General features: G+C 69.1%; 11 protein-coding genes. 8 read left to right on the top strand and 3 right to left on the bottom strand.

The window, feature by feature from the left end:
* Window positions 1-19 precede the first annotated feature (19 nt).
* A complete protein-coding gene (locus QM019_RS04595; protein ID WP_282852036.1) occupies window positions 20-835 on the top strand; it encodes a DUF1206 domain-containing protein in 816 nt (271 codons plus the stop codon).
* Between the two features lie 50 nt (window positions 836-885).
* On the opposite strand, the gene QM019_RS04590 is transcribed toward QM019_RS04595, so the two are convergent.
* Window positions 886-1725 (bottom strand): hypothetical protein, encoded by an 840-nt coding sequence (locus QM019_RS04590; RefSeq protein ID WP_282852035.1) that lies wholly within the window; start codon window positions 1723-1725, stop codon window positions 886-888.
* Window positions 1726-1759: 34 nt separating this feature from the next.
* Between QM019_RS04590 and QM019_RS04585 the strand changes: the two genes are divergently transcribed.
* The 4 genes from QM019_RS04585 (at window position 1760) to QM019_RS04570 (ending at window position 6171) form a co-directional block, all read left to right on the top strand.
* A complete protein-coding gene (locus QM019_RS04585; protein WP_282852034.1) occupies window positions 1760-2281 on the top strand; it encodes a TetR/AcrR family transcriptional regulator in 522 nt (173 codons plus the stop codon).
* Between the two features lie 127 nt (window positions 2282-2408).
* Entirely contained in the window at window positions 2409-2966 is a 558-nt protein-coding gene (locus QM019_RS04580) for an NADPH-dependent FMN reductase (RefSeq protein ID WP_282852033.1), read from the top strand.
* 119 nt (window positions 2967-3085) lie between these two features.
* On the top strand, window positions 3086-5272 hold the full coding sequence (locus QM019_RS04575) for an MMPL family transporter (protein ID WP_282852032.1): 2187 nt from the start codon (window positions 3086-3088) through the stop codon (window positions 5270-5272).
* On the top strand, window positions 5269-6171 hold the full coding sequence (locus tag QM019_RS04570) for a TIGR01777 family oxidoreductase (protein ID WP_282852031.1): 903 nt from the start codon (window positions 5269-5271) through the stop codon (window positions 6169-6171). The genes QM019_RS04575 and QM019_RS04570 overlap by 4 nt, the downstream gene beginning before the upstream one ends.
* Before the next feature lie 4 nt (window positions 6172-6175).
* On the opposite strand, the gene QM019_RS04565 is transcribed toward QM019_RS04570, so the two are convergent.
* Complete coding sequence (locus QM019_RS04565) at window positions 6176-7378, bottom strand: MFS transporter (RefSeq protein ID WP_282852030.1); 1203 nt, start codon at window positions 7376-7378, stop codon at window positions 6176-6178.
* Window positions 7379-7498: 120 nt separating this feature from the next.
* Between QM019_RS04565 and QM019_RS04560 the strand changes: the two genes are divergently transcribed.
* Complete coding sequence (locus QM019_RS04560) at window positions 7499-7666, top strand: hypothetical protein (protein WP_282852029.1); 168 nt, start codon at window positions 7499-7501, stop codon at window positions 7664-7666.
* 3 nt (window positions 7667-7669) lie between these two features.
* Here QM019_RS04560 and QM019_RS04555 read toward each other — a convergent pair whose 3' ends face one another.
* On the bottom strand, window positions 7670-8635 hold the full coding sequence (locus QM019_RS04555) for an MsnO8 family LLM class oxidoreductase (protein WP_282852028.1): 966 nt from the start codon (window positions 8633-8635) through the stop codon (window positions 7670-7672).
* Between the two features lie 154 nt (window positions 8636-8789).
* Here QM019_RS04555 and QM019_RS04550 point away from each other — a divergent pair, with 154 nt between their 5' ends.
* Window positions 8790-9734, top strand: coding sequence for a ribokinase (locus tag QM019_RS04550; RefSeq protein ID WP_282852027.1), 945 nt, complete (start codon window positions 8790-8792; stop codon window positions 9732-9734).
* A gap of 61 nt (window positions 9735-9795) precedes the next feature.
* Entirely contained in the window at window positions 9796-12042 is a 2247-nt protein-coding gene (gene treS / locus QM019_RS04545) for a maltose alpha-D-glucosyltransferase (protein ID WP_282852026.1), read from the top strand.
* Window positions 12043-12049 lie beyond the last annotated feature (7 nt).

Genomic DNA, 12049 nt, shown 5'->3' with positions numbered 1-12049 from the left:
GATTCGCTAGCGTCGAGACATGTCGAACGTCGCCAAGTCCACCGCCAAAGATGCCGCACATCAGGTGCAGCGGCAGCCTGCCTATCGCGCCCTCGTCAAGATCGGGGTGTTCGCCTACGGCCTCATGCACCTCGTTATCGCGTGGCTGGCGCTGCGGGTCGCGTTCGGCGACAACAGCGCGGATGCCTCCAACACCGGCGCGCTCAAAGAACTTGCGAAGACGCCCCTCGGTGGTGTGTTGCTCTGGGTCGTGGGCATCGGCTTCATCGCGCTCGTCGTGTGGCAGCTCGTCGCCGGGTTCGTGGGCTACCGCGAGTTCGATGGCGGCAAACGCCTTCGCAAGCGACTCGGCGCGTTCGCCCGCGCCGTGCTCTACGCGGTGCTCGCGGCCTCGTCGATCGCTGCCGCGCTCGGCGGCGGCTCGGGTGGCGGTAGCGGCGAGGAGTCACTCACGTCGCGGCTCATGTCGATGCAGTTTGGTCCCTGGCTCGTCGCGGCGGTCGGCCTCGGCGTTGTCGCGGTTGGCGTCGCTCAGATCGTGAAGGGCACTTCGGGCAAGTTCAACGAAGAGCTCGAGACCGAGCTCACCGGCACCGCCCGCTGGCTCGCTGGCGCGGGCTGGATCGCGAAGGGCATCGCCATTTCACTCATCGGCGGCCTGTTCGTCGCTGCCGCGATCGCCCACGATCCCGAGGAGGCTGGCGGCATGGACGAGGCGCTCACCGCGCTCACGCAGCAGCCGTTCGGCGTCGCCCTGCTCGTCGCGCTCGCGGTCGGTATCGGCTGCTTCGCGCTGTGGTGCTGGTACCTCTTGCGCCACGCGAAACACGCGTGAACCCCCGCGCCAGACTGAGTTGGGCGCGGGCGTTTGGGGCGGAGCGGGCGCTAGGCGGTGACCGGTGCGCGCGTCGTCGCCTCTGCCGTCGCTGCCTCGGCGGGCTCGACCACGGCGGGTGCGATGCCGCGTCGGCCGCGAACGGCCGTGCCGATGAAAGCAAGTGCGAGTCCGAACGCGACCCAGCCCGCCAGGGCCCACCATTGCTGCGAGGTGTCTGCCGAGGGGAAGTAGCTCAGTGAACGCAGCAGCCAGTTCGAGGCGCCGGGCACGAGGAACTGACCGTTGGCACCCCATGGCTCGACGAGGAACTGCCACGGCATCGCGGCGGCCGAGAGCGGGTTGCCAATGAGGAACGTCACGAGCGCGCCGGCGCCGATGCCTGGCGTGCCGAGGAGCGTCGCGGCACCAACGATGAACGTCGACGACGCGAGAATCGACAGGCCGATCGCAAGCGAGTTCACCCCGAAGTTGCCCTGAAGATACTCGAACCAGGTCTGCAGCACGAAGGTAATGATGAGCGCGGCGCTCGCGCTGAACAGGGAGACGGTGGCGAGGCGCCGCCACAGGCCCTTGATCGACAGCGCCGTGAGCACGCCGCCAAGCATGCCGCCCATCGTAAGGGGGAATGCCGACGCGGCGAGGCCGGAGCCCGCCGCATCTGATGCCGCGAGCGGCACAAGCTCGGTCACGACGACCTGCGGCGCCATGCTCGCATCGCCGCCGGCGGCGGTCACCTGCTCGGTGAGCTGGGCCTGCAGCTGGGTCGCGACGCCGTTGAGCAGCTGGGTGGCGACGGCGCTGCCGGCGGATGCAGTGAGCACCTCGGGCGCGCCGGATGCGCTGATCACAATCGCGCCGTAAGTGTCGCGGCCCTCGACCTGGGCCACGGCCTCGTCGCGGTCGCCGGCGCGGACGAAGTCGATGGCACCGTCGGCCTGGGTTGCGACTGCGTCTTCGATCGCGGAGACGGCCTCGTCGGGGCTCTCGGCCGGGTCGATCTACTCGCACTTCTCGAGCAAGGCCGAACTGTTTCGGCACGTGGCAGCTGAGCTCCTCGAAGATCGAGCGACCTCGATCGGAGACGCGGCGAGAACCGCCGGGCGCATGGTGACCCCGCGCGAGATCTTCCTCAACTACGCATCGAAACTGCCGATCATGAACGTGCCGCAAGTGTTGCTCCAGGTGTGGGCAGAGGTGCTCAACGACCCCGATCTGCGGCAACTGATGGCCGGTAACCTCGCGCTGCTCGAGCAGCACCTCACCGAATTGCTGCTGCCCTGGGGCGAGGCAAAGTATGGCGAAGAGGCTCCGCAACGCGTCGCGGTCGAGATCGAGGCGTTGCTGACGACTGCGCAGGGCATCATCGTGCGTTCGGCCTTGCTGCCGAGCGCCGACGTCGGCGCCCTCCACCAGCGGCTCGCGCCGAGATTCGACGCCGAGTAAGCGGGGCAGTCTCCGGCGAGGCGCGGGCGCCCGAAGTCGTGGGAGTAGATGCGCGCCGTCGTGGATTGCATTCTCTCGGGCCGCGCTGTCGGCCCGCCCCTTCCCCCTGACTTTTAGGAGCACATTCGTGACCACCATCGGTTACATCGTCGGCAGCCTCTCGAGCACGTCTATTAACCGCGCGCTCGTCGAGGCGATCGCGAAGCTCGCGCCGGAGGGCGTCGAGTTCCGCGAGATCGAGATCAAGAACCTGCCGTTCTACTCACAGGACCTCGAGGCCGAGTTCCCCCAGGTCGCGACCGACTTCAAGCAGGCGATTGGCGACGTCGACGGCGTGCTCATCGCGACGCCCGAGTACAGCCGCTCGATCCCCGGCGTGCTGAAGAACGCGTTCGACTGGTCGACCCGCCCCTACGGCAACATGTCGTTCAGCGGTCGCCCCGTCGCCGTCATCGGTGCCTCGGGCGGCCCGATCTCGACCGCCGCTGCGCAGCAGCACCTCCGGGCAATCATGGGTCATTTCAACGCGATCGTCATGGGCCAGCCCGAGGGCATGATCCAGATGACGCCGGGCCTCATCGACGAGCACGGTGAGATCACGACCGGCGGCACCAAGGAGTTCCTGACCGCCTACCTCGGCGCATTCATCTCACTCATTGAGCGCGGGCAAAAGGCGAACGCCTAGGCGCCTCCTCGACGCGGCGACGGCCCGCGGTGACTCGCGGGCCGTCGCCGTTTTCGGTGCATTCTGGTTGGACTTGTGGGCGCACGACGGGAATACTGGTCGGAGTCGACAGGAGCCCCATGAGCCACGCGAATTCGTCTGCGACGACCGCCGCCATCCCGCGCTGGCTGAGGGTGATCCTTCCCGCCTCGATCATCCTGCTCTGGTTACTCGGGGCGAGCATCGGAGGCCCGTACTTCGGCAAAGTGAGCGAGGTCTCGTCGAACGACCAAACCGCCTACCTACCCGACTCAGCGGACGCAACGCGGGTGCAGGAGCTTGCGAGCGGCTTCACCGACGACGACGTGCTGCCGGCGGTGGTCGTGTTCACGTCGTCCACCGAGTTGGATGCGCAGCAGCTCGACACTCTTCAGGCCGCGGTGGCCGACTTGTCGCAGCTCGACGCGGTGCCCGACGACATTTCGCCGCTGATGCCCTCCGACGACGGCCTCGCGGCGCAGGCATTCGTACCGATCTCGGCCGACGCCGAGGTCGGTGACGTCGTGGCCGAACTCTCCGAGCGGCTCGAGGCCGCCGCGCCCGCGGGAGTCACGGCCTACGTCACCGGCCCGGCCGGGTTCACAGCCGACCTCAGCGCGGCGTTCTCGGGCATCGACGGCGTGCTGCTGCTCGTGGCGCTCCTCGCTGTCTTCGTCATCCTCATCGTCGTCTACCGCTCGCTCCTGCTGCCGATCGCGGTGCTTGCGACGAGCGTGTTTGCGCTCACGGTCGCCCTGCTCACCGTCTGGTGGCTCGCGAAGGCAGGCGTGCTGATGTTGAGCGGCCAGACCCAGGGCATCCTGTTCATTCTCGTCATCGGCGCCGCGACCGACTACTCCCTGCTCTATGTCTCGCGTTTCCGCGAAGAACTGCGCCACACGAACGACAAATGGCGGGCCACCAAGAACTCGCTCCGCGGTGCCTTCGAGCCGATCCTGGCCTCGGGAGGCACCGTCATCGCGGGCCTGCTGTGCCTGTTGCTCAGCGACCTCAAGTCGAACAGCGCCCTCGGCCCCGTAGCGGCGATCGGCATCGCCTTCGCGATACTCGCCGCGCTTACGCTGTTGCCAGCCTTGCTCTATGCGTTCGGGCGAGCAGCGTTCTGGCCGCGCCGCCCGAAGTACGAGCCGGAGCACGCCACCGGTGCCGACGCCGCGGCGGTCGAGGCCGTGACTGGCGGCTGGGCTGGCCTCGGCCGCCGCATCCAGCGCCGCCCGCGGGCGGTTTGGGTTGTCTCCTCGCTCGTGCTGCTCGCCGGCGCGCTCGGCGTGACCCAGCTGCAGGCGCACGGCGTGCCCCAGTCCGACCTCGTGCTTGCGAGCTCGGATGCGCGCGACGGCCAAGCGGCGCTCGGCGAGCACTTCCCGGGCGGCTCGGGGAGCCCGGTGAACGTCATCGTCGAGGCCGACTCGCTGCAGCAGGCGGCCGACGTGCTGCTCGCTCACGACGGCATCGCGAGCGTCAGCGTCGCCAGCGGCGACAGCGTATCCGGCTCCGCGCTGGTCACGGCCGACGGTATCTCGGCGGCGGGTCCGCCCGGCACACCGACGCCCGAGCCGACCGTCGTCGACGGCCAAGTGTTGCTGCAGGGCACGCTCACGGACGCGGCCGACTCAGCCGCCGCCGAGGCAACCGTGACCGAAATTCGGGCCGCCTACGCCGACGCCGGCCTTGACGCGCTCGTAGGCGGCGTCACCGCGACGGCCATCGACACGAACGCGGCGTCGATTCACGACCGCAACCTCATCATTCCCGCAGTGCTCTTGGTGATCCTGCTCATCCTCATGCTGCTGCTGCGGTCAGTGCTCGCGCCAGTCCTGCTCGTGCTCACGACCGTGCTGTCGTTCTTCGCCGCGCTCGGTGTCGCGGCGCTCGTGTTCAACGAGGTGTTCCACTTCCCTGGCGCCGACGCGGCCGTGCCGCTCTATGGCTTCGTGTTCCTCGTCGCGCTCGGCATCGACTACAACATCTTCCTCATGACGAGAGTGCGCGAGGAGGCGCTCAGGTTCGGTACCCGTGAGGGCATCCTGCGGGGGCTTGCCGCCACGGGCGGTGTCATCACCTCGGCGGGCCTCGTGCTCGCCGCAACGTTCGCGGCGCTCGCCGTCATCCCCATCCTCTTCCTCGCCCAAATCGCGTTCATCGTGGCGTTTGGCGTTCTGCTGGATACCTTCTTAGTACGCGCTGTGCTCGTGCCTGCGCTCTTCACTGACGTCGGACGTGCCGTCTGGTGGCCGTCGAAACTCGCTCGCAAGGATATTCAATGACGGATCGATACGTAATCGCGGGTGCATCCGGCCTGATCGGGCGGGCGCTCACCGAGTCGCTGCAGCATGACGGCGCGACCGTCATTCGGCTCGTGCGCCGGCCCGCCGAGTCGCCCGACGAGGTGCAGTGGCTCGCGAACTTCGAGCCGCTCGACCCGAGCATCCTTGTCGGCAGCAAGGCCGTCATGAACTTCTACGGCGCGAGCATTGGCCGCCTGCCGTGGACACCCGGGTACGCGACCGAACTGCGGCGCTCGCGGCTGCGCCCGACCCGCGTGCTTGCCGACGCACTGCGCGCCCTCGGCAAGGAGGCTCCGGCGTTCATTTCTTCCTCGGCCGTCGGCTTCTACGGCGACCAGCCGGGTGCCACCCTCGACGAACGGGGCGCGCCCGGTGACACGTACCTCGCTCGGCTCTGCGCGCAGTGGGAGGCGGCGGCCCTGCTTGCGGGGCCGGATGCGCGGGTGGCGCTGCTCCGTACGGCGCCGCTCGTGCACGCTGACGGAGTGCTCAAGCCGCTGCTCACGCTGACGAAACTCGGGGTGAGCGGACCGCTCGGCAGCGGGAACCAGGTCATGCCGTGGATTTCGCTCGAGGACGAGGTGCGGGCTATTCGCCACATCATCGACAAGGGGCTCACCGGACCCGTGAATCTCACCGGCCCGACCCTGGCGACTTCGAACGACCTCGGGCGCGCCCTCGCGCAACGGCTGCGGCGCCCCTACGTGCTGCCGGTGCCGAAGTGGGGCCTGCGGACGGCACTCGGGCGTCGCGCCGCGGACTCGCTGCTGCTTGCCGACGCGGCCGTGCAGCCAACCCGGCTTGTCGAGAGCGCGTTCGAGTTCGAGCATCCGACGGTGGCGGATGCGGTAGCCGCGGCGGTGCCCGCGCGCGGCTAGGCCGCTACTCGCGCTTGCGGCCGTCGAGCGCCCACGCCGTCGCCATGACGATGAGCCCCGCGAGCGGCACGACGAGCAGGGCGAGCCGAAGCGAGGCGTGATCGGCGACGAAGCCGACGAGCGGCGGCGAGAGCAGGAAGCCGAGGCGTAGGAGCCACGACACGAGCGTGAGGCCGGTGCCGGGGCGGAAGCCGGGCAGCTCATCCGCCCGGTGCATCGCCGCCGGGATGAGCGTTGCGGCGCCGAAGCCCGCGGCCGCGAAGCCCGCGATCGTGCCGGGCACGGTCGGGAACCAGAGCGCGAGGCCCATGCCGGTGAAGGTGAACGCCCCACCGGCGAAGGCGACGGCGCGTTGACCGAAGCGGTCGGTGAGCGGGTCGCCGAGGATGCGCCCGACGAACTGCGCGCCGACCAGCGCGATGAAGCCGAGCGCGGCCAGTGACTCAGGTGCCCCCAGCGAGTCAGAGAGATAGAGGGCGGCCCAGGCCGAGCCCGCATCCTCGACCATCGCGCCGGCGATTGCGATGAGCACGAGCATGAACACCGTCACGTAGATGCGTGGCGATGGGCGGGTCGCGAGTGAGCGCACCACCTCAATGCCCTGCGTATCCAACTCAACCTCCGTGTCGCGCCCCGGCAAGAGATAGCGGTAGGCGACGAGCGCGACGGTGGCGAACAACGCCACCGATATGCCGAGGTGCAGCGCGAGCGGCATGCGCAGCGCGATCGCGGCCGCAGACATCGCGCCGCCGATCACCGATCCGATCGACCAGATCGCGTGGAAGCCATTGATGATCGACTTGCCGTAGCGGCGCTGCACCCGCAGGCCGTGCGTGTTCTGCGCGACGTCGGTGACCGCATCCATCGCCCCGCCGAAGGCGAGTGCCGCGACGAACAGCGCGAGCGTCGGCGACGCGCCGGCGGCGAGGACGCCAACGCCGGTGGCGATGGTTCCGGCAACCGCGACCTTGCCCGAGCCGAAGCGGCGGATCAGCGCCCCGGCCGCGAGCCCCGCAAGAATTGCGCCGACGGGATACGCGATGACCGCGAGCCCGTAGACGGCGTTGTCGAGGCCGAGCTGCGCCTTAATCTCGGGGAAGCGCGGCACGATGTTCGCGAAAATCGCGCCGTTCGTGAGGAACAGGGCGCCGACCGCGCGGCGAGCCCGCGCATCCTCGGGGAGCGGGATGGCGGGATTCGGCGTCATGCCCGCGATCGTATCTTCCGGGTGTTTCGGCACACGGGGTGGACCCAGGAACATTGAGGGAACGTCGACCGATCGGGCGTAGCTTGGCACCCAAGTTCCCAACGAGAGCAAGGTGCAACCATGTCTATCGACCCCATCTCCGAGCCACTGCCGAACGTCGACGCGCCACCGCACGTGCCCGATGTCGTCAGCGACCCCGCCGAAAACATTGAGCCCGGTTCCGACTGGGCCGACGAGGGCGGCGCCGTCGAGAAGGGCCACGACGGCGACCGAGCCCGCTGCGAATGAGCGTTAGGTGAGCAGCGCCGCGAGCGCCTCATCGGTAGCAGCAATTGCCTCGCGGTCGAAGGTACTCGAACTCACGAGCAGCCCCTCGGCGCCGGTGCGGGCGACGAGTTGCTCGAGCCGTTCGGCGACGTCGTCGGCCGTGCCCGCGATGCCGCGGCGTACCTGTCGCGCGAGTTCCTGCTGCAGCTTCGCACCGGCGGCGGCACGCAGGCGGTGCACCTCCTCGACCGGCTGCAGTGCGCGAAACTCGCCGACATTGCGCGAGTCGGCGAGCGCCCATGCCTCGGGGAGGAGCAGTTCACGGGCGCGCTCGCGCGTCGACGCGATCATGACATCGACGTTGGCAATGAGGCGAGGCTCGGGGGCGTCCTCGCTCGGCACGTAGTTGCTGCGGTAGGCCTCGAGCGCCTCGGCATTGTCGAGTAGCGAGCCGCCGACGATCACCGGCAACCCGAGTTCGGCCGCGAGCGTGAGGCCACCCCGAATCGCGAGCAGATAGATCGGCGGCGCCGCGACCCGTGGCATCGTGCGCACCGGTCCCTCGCCGCGGACGAGCGCGCGCACCTGGGCAATCTCGTTGCGGTACTCCTCGTCGGTCACGCGCATCCGGCCGAGTGCCTCGCGCACCGCGGGGATGAAGCCGAGCGAACCACCGAGCCCAAGGTCCACGCGACCCGGATGCAGTGCCTCAAGCAGCGCCGCCTGCTCGGCAATGACGAGCGGGCGGTGATTCGGCACCATGATGCCGCCGGTGCCGAGGCGGATGCGCCGCGTGCGCGCGCCGATGGAGGCGAGCAGCAGGCCCGGTGTCGCGCTCGCGATGCCGGGCACGCTGTGGTGTTCGGCGACCCAGAAGCCGTGAAACCCGAGCTCGTCGGCGCGCACAGCGCGGTCGACCGTGGCCGCGACGGTCTGCGCATCCGTGTCGCCGACGCGCGTTCGAGTGCGATCGAGCAACGAGATCTGCATGAGGTTCCTTTCGCCGGGCTTCCCAGAGGGCAACGGAGTTTGCGCGGTGAAATTCCGCGAGGCGACGCGCCGAGGCCGACGCCAAGAGTCGGTGTCGGATGTTCGTCGTATGTTGGCACGGCATCATCCAGTGGAGTCGAGAAGGCAGGTGCGCATGTCGAACGCCAAAACGGCAAGCTCTGCGGTCATCGTCGTCGGCAGCATCAACGTCGACCTCACCGCAGCGGGCACGCCGGTGCCGAGCGCGGGGGAGACTCGCACCGGCGACCGCTTCACCCTGGGCCTCGGCGGCAAGGGTGCAAATCAGGCCGTCGCCGCGGCTCGGGCGGGCGCCACCACGCGGCTCGTCGGCTGTGTCGGTGACGACACCTTCGGCATCGTCGCGATGCACGCGCTGCGCGAGGCCGGGGTCGTCCTCGGTGAACTGCACGAGGTCGACGGCACGACCGGCGTCGCGCACATTCGCGTTGACGCGGCGAGCGGCGACAACTCGATCTTCGTGATTCCCGGCGGCAACGCGGCCCTCACCCCCGAGCGCGCGGTCGCGAGCCTGCGGGCGATCGCGCCCGGCGCCGGCGTCGTGCTGCTGCAGCTCGAGGTGCCGCTCGAGACGGTGGTTGCCGTCGCGGCCGAGGCCACCGAGCTTGGCCTGACCGTCGTGCTCGACCCGGCCCCCGCCCGCGAGCTGCCGGCGTCGCTGTGGCGCGACGTCGAGGTGGTCACCCCGAACGAGCACGAGGCCGGGCTGCTCTCGGGCATTGAGGTCACCGACGACGCCTCCGCCGAGCGAGCCGGGCGCTGGTTCCTCGAGCGCGGCGTGCGCGTGGTCCTCATCACCCGCGGCGCGGCCGGGGCGAGCCTCGTTACCAGCGCCGGAGCCGAGCACCTCGCCACGGTCGCCGTCGACGCCGTCGACACGACCGCGGCAGGTGACTCGTTCGCGGGCCACCTTGGCGCCGCGCTCGCGGCGGGTGGGGAACTGCGCGAGGCGGTCACGCGGGCACTTGCGGCCGGCTCGCTCGCGGCGACGCGAGTCGGCGCATCCGAGTCGATCCCGACGCGCGACGAGGTCGACCGCGCGCTCGCGGCGCGACGCTAGCGGCCATCCAGGCTGCGCGTACTCGCCACTCCTACACTGGCCCCGAGCGATGGGAGGCCGCATGGTCGAGCAGAATACTAATGAGCCCAAAGGGCGCGGACGCCCGCGCCTGAGCCTCGGCATCAGCCGCATTCAGCGCACGTTCGCCGACCCGCGCCGGGCCGACGCGTCGAATCCCTCGTACGTCGAGTGGCTCAAGCGGCACTCGATGCTTGGCGACGCGAATGTTATGGCGCGGGGGTTGTCGGGTCAGGCGAGCATGTGGCGCAACGCGTACGCCGTGCCCGACGCGCGCCGCGCGCTCGACCAGGCCTCCGTGTGGTTCACGACCTACCCGAGCGCGATGATCACGGAGCCGGGGGAGTCGTTCCTCGCGACCCTCGGCAACGAGGAACTCTGGCGCGCGTTCGCTCGCGTCGGCATCGGTGCGATTCACACGGGGCCGACGAAGATCGCCGGCGGCATCGTCGGCTGGCAGACGAGCCCGAGCGTCGACGGCCAGTTCGACCGCATTTCAACGCGCGTCGACGGCGCGTTCGGCACCGAAGAGGAATTCCAGCGGCTCACCGACCGGGCCGAGGAGTTCGGCGGCATCGTCATCGACGACATCGTGCCTGGCCACACCGGCAAGGGCGCCGACTTCCGCCTCGCCGAGATGGGGTACAAGGAGTATCCCGGCATTTTCCACATGGTGAACATCCCCGAGGAATTCTGGCACCTGTTGCCCGAGTTGCCCGAGGGTGAGGACTCGGCGAACCTCAGCCCCTCGGCCGAGGCGGCGCTCGCCCGCGAGGGGCTCATCATTGGCTCGCTGCAGCGCGTCATCTTCTACCAGCCCGGCGTGAAAGAGACGAACTGGAGCGCGACGGGTGAGGTGCTCGGCGTCGACGGCGTCACGCGCCGCTGGGTCTACCTGCACTACTTCAAGGCGGGGCAGCCCACCATCAACTGGCTTGACCCCACGTTCGCCGGCATGCGCCTCGTCATCGGCGACGCGCTGCACTCGCTCGGCGACCTCGGGGCGACGGCGCTGCGCCTCGACGCCAACGGTTTCCTTGCCGCCGAGCGCTCAGTCGACGGCCGGCCGGCGTGGTCGGAGGGGCACCCGCTGTCACACGCCGCCAACCAGTTCATCGGCAGCATGATTCGCAAGGTCGGCGGCTTCTCGTTCCAGGAACTCAACCTTGCGGTCGAAGACATCCGCGACTCGGGCGCAGCCGGCGCTGACCTCTCGTACGACTTCATCACTCGTCCGGCGTACCAGCACGCCCTGCTCACCGGCGATACCGAATTTCTGCGGCTGACGCTGCGCACCTCGCTCGAGTACGGCGTCGAGCCCGCGAGCCTCATTCACGGAATGCAGAACCACGACGAGCTCACCTACGAGCTCGTGCATTGGACCTCACGTCACGGTGCCGACACCTACATCTTCCGCGACCAGGAGGTTGCCGGTGCCTCGATCGCGGCGACCGTGCGACACGAACTCACCGAAAAGCTCACGGGTGGTGAGATCGATTACAACCTCGTGTTCACGACGAACGGCATCGCCTGCACGAGCGCGACTGTCGTCGCCGCGTCGCTCGGTGTGCAGCGGCTCAACGACATCGACGACGAACTTACGGCGCGCATCCGCAAGGGCCACCTGCTCCTGGCGAAATATAACGCCTGGCAGCCAGGCGCGTTCGCGCTCTCGGCGTGGGATGTGCTCGGTGCGCTGACCGTGCCGCAGCAGGCGGTCGACGAACTGATCGACGGCGGCGACACGCGTTGGATCGAGCGCGGCGCGGTCGACATCATGAATGCGAACCCCGAGGCCGAGGCATCCGAGGCGGGGCTACCACGCGCCCGCACGCTCTACGACTCGATTCCCGAGCAGCTTGACGACGATGAGTCATTCCTCAGCGAACTTTCGCGGGTCATCCAGGTGCGCGAGCAGCACCGCCTGCCCCAGGCGAGCCAGGTCGACGTGCCCGAGGTGTCGCATCCTGGTCTGCTCGTGCTCGTGCACCGACTCGACGAGGGCAATCCAAATCAGCTCGACGCGCAGATGCAGGTGACGGTGCTGAACTTCTCGCACGAGCCGGTGTTCGGCATCGTGCGCTCCGACGAGCTGCCGACCCGCAGGCTCGTGACCGATGCGGTGAGCCGCGAGGTCATCGGCCGCGTCGACGACCTGCAGAGCTTCCCGGTACAGATCGCACCGATGGAGGGGCTGTTCCTGCTCATCGGCGGCGACGAGACGCCGACGTCAGCGATTCCGGTCGTGACGTCGGCGATGCTCGCCGAGCGGGGTGGGCAGGCCGGCTGAGGCTAGG

Origin of the sequence: Gulosibacter sediminis (assembly GCF_030011715.1) — a bacterium.
Classification (GTDB): Bacteria; Actinomycetota; Actinomycetes; order Actinomycetales; family Microbacteriaceae; genus Gulosibacter; species Gulosibacter sediminis.
The sequence above is the reverse complement of the archived record's forward strand: the minus strand, read 5'-3'. Positions and strand labels throughout refer to the sequence as shown.

Bases quoted from the DNA above. Each gene is read 5' to 3' on its own strand.
- QM019_RS04570 (WP_282852031.1), top strand. From the start codon at position 5,269: ATGACGGATCGATACGTAATCGCGGGTGCATCCGGCCTGATCGGGCGG.
- QM019_RS04565 (WP_282852030.1), bottom strand. From the start codon at position 7,378: ATGACGCCGAATCCCGCCATCCCGCTCCCCGAGGATGCGCGGGCTCGC.
- QM019_RS04595 (WP_282852036.1), top strand. From the start codon at position 20: ATGTCGAACGTCGCCAAGTCCACCGCCAAAGATGCCGCACATCAGGTG.
- QM019_RS04560 (WP_282852029.1), top strand. From the start codon at position 7,499: ATGTCTATCGACCCCATCTCCGAGCCACTGCCGAACGTCGACGCGCCA.
- QM019_RS04555 (WP_282852028.1), bottom strand. From the start codon at position 8,635: ATGCAGATCTCGTTGCTCGATCGCACTCGAACGCGCGTCGGCGACACG.
- QM019_RS04550 (WP_282852027.1), top strand. From the start codon at position 8,790: ATGTCGAACGCCAAAACGGCAAGCTCTGCGGTCATCGTCGTCGGCAGC.
- QM019_RS04585 (WP_282852034.1), top strand. From the start codon at position 1,760: ATGGCACCGTCGGCCTGGGTTGCGACTGCGTCTTCGATCGCGGAGACG.
- QM019_RS04575 (WP_282852032.1), top strand. From the start codon at position 3,086: ATGAGCCACGCGAATTCGTCTGCGACGACCGCCGCCATCCCGCGCTGG.
- treS (WP_282852026.1), top strand. From the start codon at position 9,796: ATGGTCGAGCAGAATACTAATGAGCCCAAAGGGCGCGGACGCCCGCGC.